The organism is Thiomonas sp. (assembly GCF_054608695.1).
Genome location: NZ_JBTRXV010000017.1, coordinates 12,174 through 30,562 on the forward strand (window position 1 = coordinate 12,174; position 18,389 = coordinate 30,562).

Sequence of the window (18,389 nt, forward strand, 5' to 3'; positions counted from 1 at the left end):
CACCGCCTGGCTGTCCGAACCGCGCCGGTGCATGGCTTACCATGCGGCGGCATGAATCGCGTTCCGATTTCTGCGGCATCCATCCTTCCCGGTTCCGGCGCTTGCGAAGACTGCCTGCCACTGGGCCTCTCTGCGCATTTGCGGACGCGCCTGCGCCTGCTGGCGGTCCATCGCATCCAGGTGGCGCACGGCGAGACGCTGCTCCACGCCGGCGCGGCTTTCCGGCATCTGTATGCGGTGTGCAAGGGTTCGTTCAAATCGGTCTTCCTGGGGGAGGACGGCGGCCAGCAAATCATCGCCTTTCACTGGCCGCGGCAATTGCTGGGGCTGAGCGGGTATGCCGAAAAGGCCTGCCTCACCGATCTCATCGCTCTGGAGCCGACCGAGGCGTACGAATTTTCCTGGCATGCCATCGAGGCGTTGGCGCGGGAGTCGCCCGAGTTCCTGGAGCATTTGCTGGACTCTATGTCCGAGCGCCTTGCGCTGGCCAAGCGCGATCAGTTCATGCTCGGCAGCATGTGCAGCACCCAGAAGATTGCCTATTTTTTGCTGCAAATGGCCGCCCACGCGCCTGCGTGCGGGCTGGCCGCCGGCTCGTTCACCCTGCCGATGACCCGCGAAGACATCGGCAGCTATCTGGGCCTGACCATGGAGACCGTCAGCCGTCTGCTGAGCCAGCTGAGCAAGGCCGGCGTCGTGCTGATCGACAGGAAACGGGTCACGCTCCGAAAGTCCGATGTCCTGCAGGCCTGGCTGGACGGCGAGACCAAACCCTTCGCCTGGAAATCGCCCATCCGCGTCTGAGCGCCGCTCGCGCGCGGCGGTCCAGGGTTCAGGGAACATCCGGCTGCAGCAGGGCGTTGACGGCGTCCAGGTCCTGCTGGCTGAGTTCACCGGCGGCGAACTTGAGCTTGAGGTCGCTGACCAACACGTCGTAGCGGGCCTTGTCGGCCTGGCGCTTGACCTCGAACAGCTGCGACAAGGCGTTGAGCACGTCGATGTTCACGCGAACGCCCACCTTGTAGCCCGTCTCGTTGGCCTGCAGCGAGCTTTGGCTCGACTGGACAGCCGCCTGCAGCGCCTTGACCTGGGCGCGGCCCGATTCCAGGCCCAGATAAGCCGCTCGCGCGCTCTGCGCCGCGGCAAGCCTGGCCGTGTCGAGATCGGCCTGGGATTTGTCGAGCAGGTGCGCCGTTTCCTGCACATGGCTTTGCACGCCATGACCGGTGAAGATGGGCACCTGGATCTGCACCCCGATCGATGCGACGTCCGCCCGGTTGCCGAAGGGAAACAGATTGCTGCCGCCACTGGTGCTGGCATGGTCCAGCCGGGCATAGGCGTCCACCGTGGGCAGCCTGCCGGTTGCGGCCTTTTTCGCCTCCAGCCGCGCGTTGTCCACCGCGAGCCTGGCCTGCTCGACCGCCAGGTTGCGGTTTTCCGCCGCTTGCGCCCAGCTTTGCGCGTCGCCAGCCGGGGCCGGCAAGCGGATGTCGGACATGAGCCCGGCGGGCCGGCCGGGCATGCGGCCGGTGAGCTGCTGCAGGGCCGAGTACGCCAGCGCGACCTGGTTTTGCGCGGCGATGACCCGGGCCCCGGTCAGGTCGTCGCGCGCCTGCGCGTCGCGCACGTCGACGATGGTGCCGTTGCCGGCGGCGAAATTGCGCTTGGCCGATTCCAGCTGCCGGGCGATCGCCTTGTCTTGCTCCTGCAGGGAACGCAGGCTGTCCTGCGCCGCCAGCACGTCGAAGTAGGCTGCCGCAACCCGCACCATCAGGTGCTGGTTTTCCTGCGCCAACTGGGTGTAGGCGATGCGCGCGCCGATGTCAGCCTGGCTCACGCCGATGCCGTCGGCCGGGCGATACAGCGCCTGGGTTGCGGTGAGGTTGATGTCGCGGGCGACATAGTCCCAACTGGTGGGAAAGCCGAAGCGTTGCAGCAATGGGTTCTCGCTGTTGTTCTGCGCGTTGCCGCTCAGGCTGGCTCCTGCGGCGATTTGCGGCAGCAGACGCGACCTGGCCAGCGGCACGCGGGACAGCGCGGCCTGGTAGTTGGCTTGCGCACTGCGCAGTGCCGGGCTGTATTGCTGCGCCTGGGCGAAGACCTGAATCAAGGTTTCGGCACGGGCCGCGCCGGCCAGGCCCACGCCCAGCGCCAGCGTCAAGGCCAACGCTTTCCCGGCCTGCCGGCGCCGCCCGGCCGAAGCCCTCGGGCCGGGCGGTCCGAGGTGTTGCGGATGCATGGAAGGATGGTTGCGCATATCGGCGAATGGCGCAGGTTCGGGCGCGGCCTGACCGGTTTCCATGCTAGCCGCGGCCCGCCGGGCTTGTTTGCGCTGGATCAAGGGGGAGGGCAACCCTGACGCGACAATGATTGACCAGCGCACTTCCCGAAAGTTTTGCCTGACAGCCATGAAAAACAAGCGCCTCCCCGTGCTGGTTCTCGTCATCGTCCTCATCGCTGCGGGGGCCGCGGCCTATTGGGCGCTGCACCGCCCCAAGGCGCAAACCCAGACCCTGACGCTCTACGGCAACATCGACATCAGGCAGGTCCAGCTGGCGTTCAACGATGCCGGCCGCATCGCCAGATTGCGGGTGCAGGAAGGCGACACGGTGCACAAGAATCAGCCTGTCGCCCAGCTCGACCCAGCGCGTTTCCAGGACGCGGTGAACCGTGCCCAGGCGGTGCTGCTGGCCCAGCAAAACATCCTGGCCAAACTGCGCGCGGGCAGCCGGCCGCAGGAGATCGCCGGAGCGCGCGCCGGGGTCGATGCCGCGCAGGCCGCCCTGCAGAACGCGGAGGGCACCTACAAACGGCAGCAAACCCTGGTCGATGCCGACTTCCTCCCCAGGCAAACGCTGGACAACGCCGCCCAGGCGCTCAAGACCGCCAAGGCCGATGCGCAACGCGCGCAGCAGGCCTTGAGCCTGGCGCTGCAAGGCCCGCGCAAGGAGGACATCGCGGCCGCGCAGGCCCAGGTGCAGGCCGACCAGGCCGCGCTGGCCCTGGCGCGGCGCGAGCTGGCCGACACCGAACTGCGCGCGCCCGAGGCCGGCGTGGTGGAAAACCGCATCCTGGAGGAAGGCGACATGGCCGCATCGCAAACCCCGGTGATGACCATCGCGCTGAACAACCCGGTGTGGGCGCGCGCCTACGTGCCCGAGCGTGAGCTGGGCAGGCTGGCCCCTGGCATGCGCGCACGCATTTTCAGCGACAGTTTCCCGGGGCAGGCGTTCGACGGCTGGGTCGGCTTCATCTCGCCTACCGCCGAGTTCACGCCCAAGTCCGTGCAGACCACTGAGCTGCGCGCCGAGCTGGTCTATCGCGTGCGGGTGTATGCCTGCAATCCGCAGGGCAGGCTGCGTCTGGGCATGCCGGTGACGGTGGAGGTTCCCCTGCGCGACAACGCTCCGCAACAAGTCCCGCGACATGCCTGCGCAGGATGATGCGGTCGAGCCGCCCGCCCTCGTGCTGGAGGCCGTGCACAAGCACTTCCGGCAGGGCAGGCGGCAGGTCCAAGCGCTGAAGGGCCTGAGCGCGCGGATCGCCGCCGGGGGCGTCACCGGCCTGCTCGGCCCGGACGGCGCGGGCAAGACCACCTTGATGCGCCTGGCCGCCGGGCTGCTGCTGCCGGACGCTGGCCATGTGCGGGTGCTGGGCCGCGACACGCGGCAGGAGGCTGCGACGATCCAGCAGGACCTCGGCTACATGCCGCAACGCTTCGGCCTGTACGAGGATCTCACGGTGCAGGAGAACCTCGACCTTTATGCCGATCTGCAAGGCCTGGACGCGGCGCAGCGCAACGCGCGTTTCGTCGAGCTGCTGCGCCTGACCGCGCTCGGACCGTTCGGCCAGCGCCGCGCCGGCGCGCTCTCGGGCGGCATGAAGCAAAAGCTGGGGCTGGCCTGCGCCTTGCTGCGCGCGCCGCGCCTGCTCCTGCTCGACGAGCCGACGGTGGGGGTCGACCCCATCTCGCGGCGCGAGCTGTGGAGCATCATCAAGAACCTGCGCGCGCAAGATGTGACGGTGCTGGTCAGCACGGCCTACCTGGACGAGGCCGAGCTGTGCGACGACATCCTGCTGCTGCATGAAGGCGAGCTGCTGGCGCAGCAGCCCCCGGCGGCCTTCGAGGCGCCGCTGGCCGGGCGCTGCTACATGGTGCGCCACGCCGGGCTGCGCAGGCGGCCATTGCAAGCCGCGCTGCAGGCACGCGCCGGCGTGCTGGACGCGCTGGTGCAGGCCGAAGGCGTGCGCGTGGTGGTGGAGGGGCGGGCGCCCTTGGCGCAGGGCGGCGAAGACTGGCAGCCGGTGCCCCCGCGCTTCGAGGATGCCTTCGTCAGCCTGTTGCGCAAGGCGGAGCCCGAGCTTGTGCCGGATGCCGCACTCCAGGCCTCCCGCCCCAGCCCTGCCGGTGAACGGGGAGGGTGCCAACAGTCGGCCGTGGATGAAGCGCCGGTGATCGAGGTGCGGGAATTGCGCCGCTTTTTCGGCAGCTTCGAGGCCGTCAAGGGCATCGGCTTTTCGGTGCGGCGTGGGGAGGTGTTCGGCCTGCTCGGTGCCAACGGCGCCGGCAAGAGCACCACGTTTCGCATGCTCTGCGGTCTGTTGCCGGCAAGCTCGGGCAGCCTGCGCGTGGCCGGGGTCGATTTGCGCCGCGCCTCGGCTGCGGCGCGTGGGCGCATCGGCTATGTGTCGCAGAAGTTCGCGCTCTACGGCAACCTGAGCGTGGCGCAGAACCTGAGCTTTTTCGCTTCAGCCTACGGCCTGCGCGGCGCGCGGCGTCAGCAACGGCTGGACTGGGCGCGGCGCGAGTTCGAACTCGGCGCCTACGCCGAGGCCAGCGCCGCCGACTTGCCGCTGGGCTACAAGCAGCGCCTGGCGCTGGCCTGCGCGCTGCTGCACCAGCCGTCCATCCTGTTCCTGGACGAGCCCACCTCGGGCGTGGACCCCTTGGCGCGGCGCGAGTTCTGGCAGCGCATCAACCTGCTGGCCGAAGCGGGCGTGACGGTGATGATCACCACCCACTTCATGGAGGAGGCCGAGTACTGCGACCATCTGGTGCTGATGTCGCTGGGCGAGATCCTGGCCTTCGGCACGCCGCAGGAGATTCGCGGCAAGGTCAAAACCGAGGCGATGCCCGCCCCCAGCATGGAAGATGCCTTCATCGGCCTGATTCAGGCGCACGAGGCGCAGGTCCGGAGGGCGGCATGAGCGCCCCAAGGGCGGCGCGCCGCCCCGTCCCCCGTGGGGATCAAGGAAACTTGGGAGCGGCCCGGCGTTTCCTTGAGAGCACCCCCAGGCCGCTGCTTTGCAGCAGCCGCCCCCCGAGGGGGATGAGGACACTTCGGACGGCCGTGCGTTTCCTCATGATGGGGAAGAGATGAAGCGCATGCGCCTGCGTGGACTGGTGCGCAAGGAGTTCCTGCAAATCCTGCGCGACCCCTCGGCCATCGCCATCGCTTTCGTCATGCCGGTGGTGTTGCTGCTGCTGTTCGGCTACGGCGTGTCGCTGGACGCGCACCACGTGCCGCTGGCGGTGGTGGTCGACCAGCCCTCGGCGCAGACCAGCGCCTTCGTCGGCGGGCTCGAGCGGTCGGACTATTTCGCCCCGCGCCGCTATCCCGACATCACGGCCGCGCGCCATGCGCTGATGCGGCGGCAGGTCTCGGGCATCGTCTGGCTGCGCGGGAACTTCGCGCGCAAGCTGCTTTCCGGCCAGACCGCGCCCATCGCGGTGTGGGTGGACGGGGTGGATGCGAACAGCGCGCGCATCCTCGAAGGCTATCTGCAGGGCGTGTGGCAGAACTGGCTGCAGTTGCAGGCTGAGCAGGCGGGCCAGTCGCCCGCCATTCCGGTGGTGGCCGAGGAGCGCATCTGGTTCAACCCGGCGGTGCGCAGTCGCGACTTTCTGGTCCCCGGACTGATCGCGGTGATCATGACCCTGATCGGCGCCTTGCTCACCGCGCTGGTGGTGGCGCGCGAGTGGGAACGCGGCACCATGGAGGCGCTGATGGCAAGCCCCGTGACCATGGGCGAGATCCTGCTCGGCAAGCTCATGCCTTACTTCATCATGGGCATGGGCGGCATGCTGCTGTCGGTGGCGATGGCGGTCTGGCAGTTCGGCGTGCCCCTGCGCGGCAGCCTGTGGCTGCTGGTGCTGTGCTCCGCGCTGTTCCTGCTGGTGGCGCTGGGCATGGGGCTGCTGATATCGACCCTGGCGAAAAGCCAGTTCGTCGCGGCGCAGGTCGCGGTGATCGTCACCTTCCTGCCCGCCTTCATCCTCTCCGGCTTCATGTTCGACATCGACTCCATGCCCGCCGTGATCCAGGGCATCACCCACGTCGTCGCGGCGCGGTACTACGTGGCCATCTTGCAGACCGTGTTTCTCGCCGGCAACGTGTGGCCGGTGGTGCTGAGCAACAGCGCGGCCCTGGCGGTGATGGCGCTGCTGTTCCTCGGCATCGCCTGGCGCAAGTCACGCAAGAGGCTGGATTGACCATGTGGGCCCGCATCGTCGCGCTTGTCATCAAGGAGTTTCTCGCCCTGCTGCGCGACAAGGCCAGCCGCTTCGTGCTGATCGGCCCGCCGGTGATCCAGCTCCTGGTGTTCAGCTATGCCGCGAGTTTCGACCTCAACCACATCCCCTATGCGGTGTACAACCAGGACGCGGGCTTTGCCTCGCGCGAACTGCTGGCGCGCTTCACCGGCTCGTCCACCTTCGAGCAGGTGGCCACGGTGCGCGACGAGGCGCGGATCGCGCCGCTGATCGACGACAAGGCGGCGCTGCTGGTGCTGCGCATCGGGCCGCATTTCACGCGTGATCTGCTCGCCCATCGTCCGGCCAAGGTGCAGATCCTGATCGACGGGCGCGACTCCAACACGGCCTCGCTTGCGCTCAATGACGCAAACGGCGTGCTGCTGGCCTTCAACCAGCATTGGGCCGCAACCCATGGCTGGCAGGCGCCGCCGGCCCGACTCGACATTCGCCCCTGGTTCAACCCCAACCTGCTGTCGCGCTGGTTCATCGTGCCGGGCCTCGTCGCCCTGCTCACCCTGGTGGTGACGCTGCTGGTCACCGGGCTTTCGGTGGCGCGGGAACGCGAGATGGGCACCTTCGACCAGTTGCTGGTCACGCCCATGCGCCCGGCCGAAATCCTGCTGGGCAAGGCCATTCCGGGTTTCATCATCGGCGGGCTGGAGGGGGCGTTCATCGCGCTGATGGCGGTGGCCTGGTTCCATGTGCCCTTCGTCGGCAGCGTGCTGGCGCTGGCCCTGGGCATGTTCTTTTTTCTGTTGGCGGCGATCGGCATCGGGCTGATGATTTCCTCGCTTGCCGTGACCCAGCAGCAGGGCCTGCTCGGCGTGTTCCTGTTCATGGTGCCGTCCATCATCCTGTCCGGCTTCGCCACGCCGATTGCCAACATGCCCGAGGCGGTGCAGATGCTCACCACCATCAATCCGCTGCGCTATCTCCTCGTCATCGTGCGCGGGGTGTTTCTGGAGGGAAGCGGGGTGAGTGCCCTGGCATCGCAGTACTGGCCGCTGGCGCTCATCGGCCTGGCCAGCATGACGGCTGCGGCCTGGCTGTTCCGGCACCGCAGCAGTTGAGACACAGAGCCGTCGATCGGATGCGGCGCAGCGCAATCGGTGAATGTTGTGGGCGTCACCGCTAGCCCGGCGGCTCCTGTTGGACGATCCAGGCGGCGATCTCGGGCCAGGCTTCCTTCAGCGTGCGCGCGCCCATGAACAGGCCCACGTGCCCGCCCGGCACCATGCGCTTGTGGATATGCGCCTCGGACGTGCCCATCAGATGCTCGGCGGCGAACACCTGCTCATGGCCGGTGATGTCGTCGCTCTCGCCGGCCAGCAGATACAGCGGGCAGGTGATGGTTTTGAGATCGAGCTTGCGCCCGAGCGCCACGTAGTCGCCTTTGGCCAGCAGGTTGCGTTTGAACAGTTGGTCGATGACTTGCAGGTACCAGCGGCCCGGCAGGTCCAGCGGGTTTTCGTACCAGCGCTCGAAAGCCTCGGTTTTCGACAGCCACACCGGGTCGTCGATATGCTCGTACAGGTCGATGTGCTCCTGCACATAGTGCTGTTCGGGGTGCATGTTCTTCCAGCCGGCGAGCATGGTTTTGCCCAGCATCAGCCCGCCGCCGCTGGCCACCAGATCGGCGTAAAAGCCCATCGGGCTTTCTTTCACCATCTTCACCAGCGGGCCTTTGCCGGCATGGGTGTCGATGGGTGAGCCGGCCAGCACCAGGCTGGCGACCTTGTCGGGATAGCGCGCCGCCAGCATCGCCCCCATCCAGCCGCCCTGGCACAGGCCGACCAGGTTGACGCGGCCGCCGAGGTCGTCGACGCAGGCCAGAAGTTCGCCGAGGTACTGATCGACTTCGAGGTCTTTCATGTCCAGCGTGGCGGAATGCCAGTCGGTGAGAAACAGGTCCCGGACGCCGCTGGCCTTGAGCGTCTGCATCAGGCTCTGGCCCTCGTGGTAGTCGGCGATCATCGAGGTGTGCCCGGCATAGGGCGCATTGACCAGGGTGGGAATGCCTTTCGCGCCGGGTGCGGAGTAGTCGCACAGATCCAGCGTGCGCAGCTTCAGCCGCTGCGTGTGTGCGGTGGCGAGCTGGGGCTTGATGCCGCCATGCAGCCGCACTTCCTCGTCGAGAAACTTCACGTTGCGCGCGGCCAGCTCCATGCCTTGCTCGGCCAGGCTGGCGGCGAGTTGCATGGGCCAGAAAAACGGCGAATTGATGTTGGGCACAGGTGCCGTGGGGCTGGGTGTGGACATGCGGATCGTCCTTTCAGGCGATGGCGAAGTGTTTGAACAGCGGACGTTTGGCTGCGTCCAGCACGAAAGAAAAAGCCACGCTGGACGCCAACAGCAGGACGATCAAGCTCCATGGCAACCGCGCCATCAGCACGCCCAAGCCGGCGAGCAGGCTGACGATTGCCAAATCACCGATGCTGGCCATGGCCATCCAGCGCGATGGGGCGAGGCTCCACAGCGGGGTGTTGGTCCGCAAGGCATAGATGCCGGCCTGATTGGTGAAGACCAGGATGAGGAAGGCCAAGGTCTGGCTTTGGTGGCCGTCCAGCCCCCATGCGTTGCGGGCGATGAAGTAAAACGAGAGCGAAAACACCAGCGAAAGCGAAGCGAAGCCGGCAGCGGCGGCAACCAGTCTGCGCACGTCCCAGTGCTGCGGGGTCGGCGTCGGGCGCACGCGGTCGGTGGCGATGCTCATGGTGACGAAGTCGTTGGCGAACAGCATCAGCACGATCAGCATCGGCGAGATCACGAAACCCCCAGTGAGCCACAGGCCCAGCGTCAGGAACACGGTGATCTCGAAGGTCTTGAGGGTCTTGTTGAGGGTGTAGGTGAGCATGCGCCGGTGCACCTCGCGCCCGCTGCGCACCACGGTCAACACGCCGCCCAGGCCGGGATCGGTCAGCACCACGCCGGCGGCGGCCTTGGCGACGTCGGTGGCGCTGGCGACGGCGATGCCCAGTTCGGCCTGGCGCAGCGCCGGCGCGTCGTTGACGCCGTCGCCGGTCATGCCGGTGACGTGGCCGGCTTTTTGCAGCGCGGCGACGATGTGGTGCTTGTCCTCGGGCAGCACGCGCGCGTAGAGGTCGCAGTCTTCGGGGTTTTGCGCACCCGCGCCCTGCGCCACGCACACGCGCGTGCCCAGGCCCAGCCTGGCGCCGATGGCACGCGCGGTTTCCTGCGCGTCGCCGGTGGCCATGCACACCCGCACGCCGAGTTGCGTGAGCTGAGCGATCAGCGCGGCGGCATCAGGCCGCGGCGGGTCGGACAGACCCACCACGCCCAGCAGTTGCAGGGCGTCGGCGGAGCCGGCCGCCACCGCCAGCACGCGCGCGCCGCTCTCTGCCAGCTTGTGTTCGGCGGCATCCAGCGCGGCTTGCTGGTCGGCAGTCAACTTGCACAGCGGGCCGATGACGGTGGCCGCGCCCTTGACCGCGCGCCATGCGTGTCCGTCCACGGTGTACACGCCTTCGCTGCGGCGCGTGGCCGGATCGAAGGGATGAAAGTCCTGCCGCGCGGGGGCGTCTTTCAGCAAGCCTTGTGCGCGCGCCGGGCCGAGGATGGCGAGATCGAGCGGGTCTTGCGTGGCGTCGTCGCTGGCCAGGGCGGCTGCGCGCAGCACGGCGTTTCCGTCGCTGCCCGATGCGAGCGCGGTCGTGCCGGCCAGGGTCAGCGTGTTCTGCGTCAGCGTGCCGGTCTTGTCCGACACCAGGGTGTCCATCGCCGCGGCTTCTTCCACCGCCGGCAGGCGCGTGACCAGCACGCCCCGGTGCGCGAGCTGCAGGCTGCTGACCGCGGTGGCCAAGGTGTAGGTGGCCGGCAGCGCGACCGGCACCGAGGCCACCAGCAGCATCAGCGCGAACACGGCGGTGTCCAGCAGCGGCAGGTGGTGCAGCAGGGCGTAGGCCACCACCAAGACGACCAGCACGGCGTCGAAGATCACCAGCCGCTTGACGATGGCGAAGATGGTGCGCTGCATATGGCTGGGCGCGGTGGACGTGCGCACCAGCTCGGCGGTGCGGCCGAAAAAGGTGTGTGCGCCAGTGGCGGTCACCTCGCCGCTGGCCTCGCCCTGGCGCACGATGGCGCCGGTATAGGCCGGCTTGCCCGGGCCGGCGTCGACCGGCAGCGACTCGCCGGTGAGCGCCGCCTGATCCAGCGCCACCGCGCCGTCGAACAACGCCAAATCGGCCGGCACGAGGTCACCCGCGCGCACATGCACGATGTCACCCGGCACCACTTGCTCGGCCGGGATCTGGCGCCACTGCCCGTCGCGCAGCACCCGCGCATTCACATGCAACTGCTTGCGCAGCAGCGCCAGTGCATCCTTGGCGCGCTGCTCCTGCACGAAGGCCACCACCGCGTTGAACACCAGCAGCACGGCGATCACCAGCGCTTCCAGCCGGCGGTCGAGCAGGAGCTGCAGCAGAATCACCACTTCCAGCATCCACGGCACCGGCGCCCAGAACTTGGCCGCGAGCTGCCGCCACGCCGGTACCGTCTTGTCGGCGATGGCGTTGGCGCCGAATTGCGCGAGCCGGCGCTGCGCTTCGGCCGCGCTCAGCCCCAGCTTGCGATCGGTGGGCGGCGGCGTGGGAGTGGCAGGTTTGGGGGAATCGGGAGTTTGCATCGTGCTTGCCTTTCGAGCCATTCCGGCTCATGCGCTCAAGGATGAAAAGAAAGCGCGCGCGGCCTTGTTGATGCCCTCGCTGAGCATGGGATGCGGAAACGCAGTGTCGGCCAGCGCTGCCGCACCCAGACCCTGCTCCAGCGCCAGCGCCAGCGGCGCGATCAGTTGCGCGGCGTCCATGCCGGCGATCTGCGCGCCCAGCAGCAGGCCGTTGCGGAGGTCGAACACCAGCTTGATGAAGCCCAGCGTCTCGCCGTAGATCTGTGCACGTGAGTCCGTCGCATAATCGTAGTGCGTCACCGCCACGGCACCCGCGCCGAACGCGGCTTCGGCCTGCGCGGCGGTCAGGCCCGCATGCGCCAGTTCTGGCTCGGTGAACACGGTCATCGGCACCGCGTCGAAGCGCATGCGATCCACCGCCTGGCCGCCGGCGGCGATGCAGTGCGCGGCCACCAGGCTTTGCCGCACGGCCGAGTGAAACAGCATGCTGCGGCCGTTGACATCACCCGGCGCCCACACCTGCGGGTTGGTCGTGCGCAGGGTTGCATCCACCACGACATGGCCGTGTTCGACTTGCAGGCCCAGATGCTCGAAGCCCTCGGGCAGCACCGGCACGCGTCCTGTGGCCATCAGCACGGCGTCGCCTTGCACCGACTGTTCCTGCCCGTTCTGACGGTAGCGCACAGTGAAATCTGCGCCGTTGCGCTCAATGCCCAACACCTGCGCGGACAGTTCGATGCGCACGCGCTGCGCGAGGCTGGCGTGCAGGAAAGTGGCCAGTTCGGCGTCGAAGCCGGGCAGCAGTTGCGCGGTGTATTCCAGCATGGTGGCCCTGGTGCCCAGCGCCTGCAGCATCGAGGCGGTTTCCACGCCGATGTAGCCGCCGCCGATGATGACCAGATGCTCGGGCTGCGCCAGGTCGGCACCGAGCCGGAACAGCTCGTGCGAGGTGATGGCCAACTCGGCGCCGGGGATGGGCAGGCGCGCCGGGCGCGAGCCGGTGGCGAGGATGAGATGGCGAAAGCCGACTTCGCGCGTGCTGCCGTTGGCGGCGTCGATGCGGGCACGATCCGGCGCGGTGATCGCGCCGCGCCCGTGCACGAACAGCGCGCCGCCCTGGGCGATTTCCTCGCCATGCTGGGCGTAGCGCGTCTGCTGCACGCGGTCCTTGCGGGCCATCACCGCGCGCCAGTCCACGGCGGGCGCGGCGCCGCGCAGGCCGAAGTGGGCGAACTTGTCCGCGAGGCCGCGCACCAGCGCCGCCTCGCGTACCGCCTTGGACGGCACGCAGCCCTCGGCCAGACAGTCGCCGCCGAGATTGCCGATGGGATCGACCATCAGCGCCGACTTGCCGGCCTGGGCGAGAAAAAACGCCGCGGGGTAGCCGGCGCCGCCGGCGCCGAGGATCAGGCAATCGACCTGTGCAGGAACTGTCATGCTCACGGAAACCTCCACAAGTTCTACAGCCATCCGGTCCAGAATAGCGCCGCCACCAGGCACAGCGCGAACCAGCCGGCCACCGGCACCATGGCGCGCTGCCGCGCGAGCACCAGCGCATAGCCGGCGTTGACCAGGTTGTTGGTGACGGACGCGACGAGGATGGCGCTGACCATCAACGATGGGCTGACGACGCCATGCGTGGCCACCAGCGAGAGGATGAAGGGATTGATGTCGGTGAAACCGACCAGCAGGCTGAGCAGCTTGAGCGCTCCGGCGCCGTAGTGCGTGGTGATGAACTGCGTGATGGCGGCGAAGGCGATGAACAGGGCCGCGAACAGCAGCGCGATGGGCAAGGCCAGCGGGTTGTGCGGACCCAACTGCACGGCGCTGGCGCTTTGCGCAGCGGTTCGACTCCCGATCCGCCACAGCACGAACGCGACCACGCCCGAACCGAGCACGATGGTGCCGAAGGGCAGCAGCAGGGCGCGTGCCGCATCGAGGTGGCCGAGCAGGGTGATCAGCACCAGCAGGCGCACGTACATCATCATGATGGCGACGACGATGGCCGCCGGGGCCTGCGCGGCGATGCCCGCATCCGTGCGTGACTCGCGGCCCAGCACGATCGTGACCGCGGTGCTGGAGTAGAGCCCGCCGATGATGCCGGTGACCAGCGTGCCGGCCTTGGGCCAGATGTAGCGGTGGGCGACATAACCGAGATAGGACAGGCCCGAGATGGCCACCACCGCCAGCCACACCTTCTGGTAACTCAATGTGGGCAGGCCTGGCAGCGGCGAGGCCGGCATCAGCGGCAGCACCAGGCCGGCGATGATGAGGAACTTCGCCAGGGTCACGCCCTCGGCGCTGGGGAAGGCGTCGGACAGGCGGCGGATGAGCGGCTTTTCGCCCAGCATCAGAATGGTCACGACCATCACCGCCGCCACGAACCAATCGGGCTGGGTGAGCACCAGCGGCCCCAGGGCGTAAGCCACCAGGGCGATGAGCGACGGCAGCAACGCGCCGCCGTTGTCGGCAGGCTGACTCGCCGCACGCGTGCTTCGCGCCACGCGCGGCCACAAATCCACCGCCAGCCAGACGGCGAGCACCGCCAGCCCCGCCAGATAAAGCCCGCGCGTGCCCAGCAGATCCGAGGCGACGGCTGCAGCCATCCCACCATTCGCAGGGGGCAGAAAAACTTGCGGCGCCCCGACGTTGGCCTGAACGCCGTCGAGCAGCCACAGCACGAAGCCGATGGCGCCAATCAGGGTCAGCGTGCGCGTGGTGCCGAAGCCGATGCCTTCATCCTGCGACCTGCGGTAACTGTGCAGCTCCAGCCCCAGCACGAAGCTCAGCAGCACGGTTGCGGCGAACTGCAGCAGCAGCGGGGGCAGGGCGTCGGTCATGGCTTCAAGCGCTGGCGGGCGCGACCAGGGCAGCGGCCTGCGCCGCCATCACCGCCTCTTCGTCGGTGGGCAGCGTCAGGATGGGAATGCGGCTGGAGCTGGAGGCGATGTTGAGATGCCCCGAGCTGTTGGCTGCGGCGTCGATGCCCAGCCCCAGCCAGGCCAGGCGCTGCACCACGGCGGCACGAATGGCGGCTTGGTGCGTGCCGATGCCGCCGGTGAACACCAGCGCATCCAGCCCGCCGAGCGTGGCCGCGACAGCCCCGACTTGCCGCACGATGCTGGCGACGAACAGATCCACCGCCTGCTTCGCGCGCGGGTCCTTGCTGGCGAGCAGGTCGCGCGTGTCGGCGCTGATCCCGGAGACGCCGAGCAGGCCGCTGTGCTGGTACAGCAGGGTTTCCACGTCGTCGGCACTCAGCTGGTCGTGCTGGAACCATTGCAGCACCAGGCCGGGGTCGAGCGCGCCGCAACGCGTGCCCATCACCAAGCCGTCGAGCGCGGTGAACCCCATGGTGGTGGTGACGCTTTGCAGGCCGTGCATGCCGCACAGGCTGGCGCCGCTGCCCAGATGCGCCACCAGCACCGCAGCTTGCGCGCGCTCGCCCAACACGGCCGGCAGGCGGCGGCTGATGGCCTCGAACGACAGCCCGTGAAAGCCGTAGCGCTGGTAGCCGCGATCGTGCCAGCTGCGCGGAATCGCGTAGCGCCGCTCGGCATCCGTATGGCCTGCATGGAAGGCCGTGTCGAAACAGGCCAGTTGCACGGCTTCGGGCAAGGCGGCCTGCGCCGCCTGCACCCCGGCAAGTCCTGGGCCCTGGTGCAGCGGGGCGAGGCTGGTGAGCGCCTGCAAGTCGCTGAACACCTCGGGCGTGATGCGCACGGCTTTGGTGTAATGCAGGCCGCCGTGGACGATGCGGTGCGCCACGGCGATGGGCCGGGGTGCGTCGCAAGTGCGCGCGAGCCAGGCGATGAGCCACGCGGTTTCGGCGCCGATGTCGCCGCGCACGGCTCCTGGCGCCAGGCTTTGGGTGGTCTGGCCGGCACGGGCATAACTGAGCATGGGCTTGCCCTGCGGCGCGTCGATCTCGCCGCGCAGCATGGCCACGGGCAGGCCCGATGGGTGGCGCGCGGCCTCGGCATCGAACAACGCGAACTTCAGGCTGGATGAGCCCGCGTTGAAGCAGAGGATGGTGGACGTCATGCGCTGGTCATCGGGTCTTGCGATGTGGACGCTGGCGGTCTTGTGGCTGCCGCCAGCAACACCGCCAGCGCGCAAGACGCCATGCGTGCATCGGGCAGGTCGGAACGGCTGGTGAGCACCACCGGCACGCGCGTGCCCAGCACGATGCCGGCGACCTTGGCCTCGGCCAGGTATTCGAGTTGTTTGGCCAGCATATTGCCGGCTTCCAGGTCGGGCGCGACCAGGATGTCGGCGTCGCCGGCCACTTCCGAGACGATGCCCTTGGTCTGCGCCGCGCGCTTGGACACGGCGTTGTCGAAGGCCAGCGGGCCGTCGAGCAGGCCGCCTTGGATCTGGCCGCGATCGGCCATTTTGCAAAGTGCCGCGGCGTCGATGGTGGAGGGGATCTTCGGGTTCACGGTTTCCACCGCCGAGAGAATGGCGACCTTGGGTTGCGCGATGCCCAGGGCATGCGCCAGATCGATGGCGTTTTGCACGATGTCGCGCTTGGCCTCCAGGTCGGGCGTCACGTTCACCGCCGCATCGGTCAGCAGCTGCAGGCGCGGCTGGCCCACGGCGTCGATCACGAACACATGGCTGATGCGCCGCGCCGTGCGCAGGCCATTCTCGGCGTCGACCACGGCGTGCATCAGCTCGTCGGTGTGCAGCGAGCCTTTCATCAGCGCTTGCACCTCGCCGGCGCGTGCCATCGCCACGGCTTTCGCCGCCGCCGCGTGGCTGTGCTCGGTGGCCACGATGGGGTAGGGGCCGAGGTCGATGCCGGCGGCGGCGGCGGCGGCGCGGATCTTCGCCTCGGGGCCGACGAACACCGGGGCGATGAGCCCGGCCTGCGCCGCATCCACCGCGCCGCCCAGCGACACGGCGTCGACCGCATGCACAACCGCCATCGCCAGCGGTGCGCGGCCGCTGGCGGCAGCCTGGGCCTGCGCGACCAGCGCGCGCAGCTTCACGCCGGGGTCGCGCAATTCCAGCCGTGGCAAATGGACCCGCGGGCGGCTGATCTTTTCAGTCGGCACCAGCACCTGGGCGTCGCCTTGCACCACGGTTTCGTTGCGCTGGTTGACCACGCGGCAATGCAGGGTGGCGCGCGGGGCGTGGCCGGTGGCCGTGTCGATGGCGGCCACGGTCACGGTGACGCGCACCGTGTCGTCCAGGAAAACAGGCTTGAGGAATTGGAGGTTCTGGCCGAGGTAGACCGTGCCAGGTCCAGGCAGCTGCGTGCCCAGCACGTTGGAGATGAGCGCCGCACTCCACATGCCGTGCGCCACAATCTTGTGGAAGGGATCGCTGGCGGCGAAGGTGGCGTCCACATGCGAGGGGTTCACGTCACCCGACATCAATGCGAAGGTCTGCACGTCGTCCTCGGTGAAGTTGCGCGTGAGGCTTGCGCTGTCGCCGATCTTGAGTTCAGCCAACGGGCGGTTTTCGATCAGTTCGGTCATGTAGCTCTCGTGGTCGCTTGCAGTTCAGCCGGATTCAGCGCTTTAGCACATAACTCCCGGGTGCGTCCATCAGCGGCGGCAGTTCGGGCGCGCCCAGGCGCGGCGGTGGCGCCATGCCGCTGCCGTGCGCCACCAGCCAATCGTGCCAGCGCGGCCACCACGAGCCCGGTTCCAGCGCGGCCTGTTCCAGCCACTGTTCCGGGGCGAGGAAGGCTGCGTCGCGCGCCTGCGTGGCCCAGCGGAAGTGCCGGTGCGGGTGCCCCGGCTCGCTGACGATGCCGGCGTTGTGGCCGCCGCTGGTGAGCACGAAGGTGATTTCACTGTCGGCCAGCAGGTGAATCTTGTAGACCGAGCGCCATGGCGCGACGTGGTCGGCTTCGGTGCTGATGACGAACCACGGCTGCGGCACGTTCTCCACGGTGACGGCCTGGCCGTCCACCTTCCAGCGGCCTTCGGCCAGATCGTTGCGCAGATACAGGCCGCGCAGATATTCGCTGTGCATGCGAAACGGCATGCGCGTGGCATCGGCATTCCAGGCCATCAGGTCGTTGGGCGGGCGGCGTTCGCCGAGCAGGTAGTCGCGGGTGATGCGCGACCAGATCAAGTCGTAAGAGCGCAGCATCTGGAAAGCGCCGGCCATCTGCGTGGTGTCCAGATACCCCTGCGCCCACATCATGTCTTCGAGGAAACTCACCTGGCTTTCGTCGATGAACAACGACAGCTCGCCGGGCTCGGTGAAGTCGGTCTGCGACGCCAGCATCGTCACCGTGGCCAGGCGCGTGTCTTTTTTCGCCGCCAGGGCCGCCGCAGCGATGGCCAGCAGCGTGCCGCCGAGGCAGTAACCGGCGGCGTGCACCTTGTGGCCCGGCACGATGCGCTGCACGGCATCGAGTGCCGCCAGCGGGCCGAGCTTGAGGTAATCGTCCATGCCGAGGTCGCGGTCATCACTGGTGGGGTTTTTCCATGAGATCATGAACACGGTGTGGCCTTGGTCGACCAGGTATTTCACGAGGGAATTCTGCGGCGACAGATCCAGGATGTAGTACTTCATGATCCACGCCGGCACGATCAACACCGGCTCGGCGCGCACCTGCGGCGTGCTCGGGCTGTACTGGATCAGTTCGATCAGCCGGTTGCGCAGCACCACCTTGCCAGGCGTGGCGGCCACCTCCCTGCCAGGAATGAAGTGTTCCGTGCCCGCGGGGGGCTGACCCGTGACGGCGCGCTGCGCGTCGTCCATCCACGCCTTGGCGCCCTCCAGCAGATTCATGCCGCCGTGCTGGAGCGTGGCGTCGATGACCTCGGGGTTGGTGAGCGGCGAGTTGCTGGGCGCGAGCATGTCCAGCCATTGCCGTGCGGCGAAGGCCACCACCTGTTCGTGATGCGCCGAAACGCCATGCACCCCGGTGGTGGCTTCGCGCCACCAGTCTTCCTGCAGCAGGAAGGCTTGCTGCAGCAGGTTGAAGGGGTAGCGCTGCCAGGCCGGGTCGGCAAAGCGGCGGTCGTTCGGGCTTGCGCCGATGCAGTTCGGCGTGTCGCATTCACCCGGGCGATGGCCCATGGCACGCACGGCATAGTTGGCATAGGCGGCGGTCTGGCGCAGAGCATGGTTGGCCAGCGCCAGGCGCTTGCCCGGGGAGGCAGCGAGGTGGCCCCACCAGTCGGCCGCAGCCAGGCCCAAGGCCGCGGGTGAAAGCCCCAGGGTGCGCCGTGCCTGCATGGC

General features: G+C 68.2%; 13 protein-coding genes. 5 read left to right on the top strand and 8 right to left on the bottom strand.

Features of this window, described 5'->3' with window-relative positions:
* Positions 1 to 51: 51 nt before the first annotated feature.
* The gene (locus ACYCUK_RS08495; protein ID WP_461594358.1) at positions 52 to 804 is read left to right on the top strand and encodes a Crp/Fnr family transcriptional regulator; all 753 of its coding nucleotides are present in this window, start codon (positions 52 to 54) and stop codon (positions 802 to 804) included.
* 28 nt (positions 805 to 832) lie between these two features.
* Here ACYCUK_RS08495 and ACYCUK_RS08500 read toward each other — a convergent pair whose 3' ends face one another.
* Positions 833 to 2,239, bottom strand: coding sequence for a TolC family outer membrane protein (locus ACYCUK_RS08500; RefSeq protein WP_461594359.1), 1,407 nt, complete (start codon positions 2,237 to 2,239; stop codon positions 833 to 835).
* Between the two features lie 169 nt (positions 2,240 to 2,408).
* On the opposite strand from ACYCUK_RS08500, the gene ACYCUK_RS08505 reads away from it, so the two are divergent.
* From ACYCUK_RS08505 to ACYCUK_RS08520, 4 genes are all read left to right on the top strand, one after another.
* Entirely contained in the window at positions 2,409 to 3,443 is a 1,035-nt protein-coding gene (locus tag ACYCUK_RS08505) for an efflux RND transporter periplasmic adaptor subunit (RefSeq protein WP_461594360.1), read from the top strand.
* A complete protein-coding gene (locus ACYCUK_RS08510) occupies positions 3,427 to 5,208 on the top strand; it encodes an ATP-binding cassette domain-containing protein (RefSeq protein WP_461594361.1) in 1,782 nt (593 codons plus the stop codon). Before ACYCUK_RS08505 ends, ACYCUK_RS08510 begins: the two co-directional genes overlap by 17 nt.
* 169 nt (positions 5,209 to 5,377) lie before the next feature.
* A complete protein-coding gene (locus ACYCUK_RS08515) occupies positions 5,378 to 6,493 on the top strand; it encodes an ABC transporter permease (protein WP_461594362.1) in 1,116 nt (371 codons plus the stop codon).
* 2 nt (positions 6,494 to 6,495) lie between these two features.
* On the top strand, positions 6,496 to 7,605 hold the full coding sequence (locus ACYCUK_RS08520) for an ABC transporter permease (protein WP_461594363.1): 1,110 nt from the start codon (positions 6,496 to 6,498) through the stop codon (positions 7,603 to 7,605).
* 61 nt (positions 7,606 to 7,666) lie between these two features.
* Here ACYCUK_RS08520 and ACYCUK_RS08525 read toward each other — a convergent pair whose 3' ends face one another.
* The 7 genes from ACYCUK_RS08525 to ACYCUK_RS08555 are packed head-to-tail and all read right to left on the bottom strand — an operon-like array spanning position 7,667 to position 18,386.
* Positions 7,667 to 8,794: an alpha/beta fold hydrolase gene (locus ACYCUK_RS08525; protein ID WP_461594364.1), complete on the bottom strand. Its 1,128-nt coding sequence runs from the start codon at positions 8,792 to 8,794 to the stop codon at positions 7,667 to 7,669.
* Positions 8,795 to 8,807: 13 nt separating this feature from the next.
* The gene (locus ACYCUK_RS08530; protein ID WP_461594365.1) at positions 8,808 to 11,180 is read right to left on the bottom strand and encodes a plasma-membrane proton-efflux P-type ATPase; all 2,373 of its coding nucleotides are present in this window, start codon (positions 11,178 to 11,180) and stop codon (positions 8,808 to 8,810) included.
* Positions 11,181 to 11,207: 27 nt separating this feature from the next.
* A complete protein-coding gene (locus ACYCUK_RS08535; protein WP_461594366.1) occupies positions 11,208 to 12,617 on the bottom strand; it encodes a dihydrolipoyl dehydrogenase in 1,410 nt (469 codons plus the stop codon).
* Positions 12,618 to 12,640: 23 nt separating this feature from the next.
* Positions 12,641 to 14,020 (bottom strand): MgtC/SapB family protein, encoded by a 1,380-nt coding sequence (locus ACYCUK_RS08540; protein ID WP_461594367.1) that lies wholly within the window; start codon positions 14,018 to 14,020, stop codon positions 12,641 to 12,643.
* 4 nt (positions 14,021 to 14,024) lie between these two features.
* Positions 14,025 to 15,224 carry an acetate/propionate family kinase gene (locus ACYCUK_RS08545; RefSeq protein WP_461594368.1) on the bottom strand — a complete coding sequence of 400 codons (1,200 nt, stop codon included), beginning with the start codon at positions 15,222 to 15,224 and terminating at the stop codon, positions 14,025 to 14,027.
* Positions 15,221 to 16,666 (bottom strand): bifunctional enoyl-CoA hydratase/phosphate acetyltransferase, encoded by a 1,446-nt coding sequence (locus tag ACYCUK_RS08550; RefSeq protein ID WP_461594369.1) that lies wholly within the window; start codon positions 16,664 to 16,666, stop codon positions 15,221 to 15,223. The genes ACYCUK_RS08545 and ACYCUK_RS08550 overlap by 4 nt, the downstream gene beginning before the upstream one ends.
* 34 nt (positions 16,667 to 16,700) lie before the next feature.
* Positions 16,701 to 18,386 (bottom strand): PHA/PHB synthase family protein, encoded by a 1,686-nt coding sequence (locus ACYCUK_RS08555; protein WP_461594390.1) that lies wholly within the window; start codon positions 18,384 to 18,386, stop codon positions 16,701 to 16,703.
* Positions 18,387 to 18,389 lie beyond the last annotated feature (3 nt).

Bases quoted from the DNA above. Each gene is read 5' to 3' on its own strand.
- ACYCUK_RS08530 (WP_461594365.1), bottom strand. From the start codon at position 11,180: ATGCAAACTCCCGATTCCCCCAAACCTGCCACTCCCACGCCGCCGCCC.
- ACYCUK_RS08505 (WP_461594360.1), top strand. From the start codon at position 2,409: ATGAAAAACAAGCGCCTCCCCGTGCTGGTTCTCGTCATCGTCCTCATC.
- ACYCUK_RS08555 (WP_461594390.1), bottom strand. From the start codon at position 18,386: ATGCAGGCACGGCGCACCCTGGGGCTTTCACCCGCGGCCTTGGGCCTG.
- ACYCUK_RS08550 (WP_461594369.1), bottom strand. From the start codon at position 16,666: ATGACCGAACTGATCGAAAACCGCCCGTTGGCTGAACTCAAGATCGGC.
- ACYCUK_RS08520 (WP_461594363.1), top strand. From the start codon at position 6,496: ATGTGGGCCCGCATCGTCGCGCTTGTCATCAAGGAGTTTCTCGCCCTG.
- ACYCUK_RS08525 (WP_461594364.1), bottom strand. From the start codon at position 8,794: ATGTCCACACCCAGCCCCACGGCACCTGTGCCCAACATCAATTCGCCG.
- ACYCUK_RS08540 (WP_461594367.1), bottom strand. From the start codon at position 14,020: ATGACCGACGCCCTGCCCCCGCTGCTGCTGCAGTTCGCCGCAACCGTG.
- ACYCUK_RS08510 (WP_461594361.1), top strand. From the start codon at position 3,427: ATGCCTGCGCAGGATGATGCGGTCGAGCCGCCCGCCCTCGTGCTGGAG.
- ACYCUK_RS08495 (WP_461594358.1), top strand. From the start codon at position 52: ATGAATCGCGTTCCGATTTCTGCGGCATCCATCCTTCCCGGTTCCGGC.
- ACYCUK_RS08500 (WP_461594359.1), bottom strand. From the start codon at position 2,239: ATGCATCCGCAACACCTCGGACCGCCCGGCCCGAGGGCTTCGGCCGGG.
- ACYCUK_RS08535 (WP_461594366.1), bottom strand. From the start codon at position 12,617: ATGACAGTTCCTGCACAGGTCGATTGCCTGATCCTCGGCGCCGGCGGC.
- ACYCUK_RS08545 (WP_461594368.1), bottom strand. From the start codon at position 15,224: ATGACGTCCACCATCCTCTGCTTCAACGCGGGCTCATCCAGCCTGAAG.
- ACYCUK_RS08515 (WP_461594362.1), top strand. From the start codon at position 5,378: ATGAAGCGCATGCGCCTGCGTGGACTGGTGCGCAAGGAGTTCCTGCAA.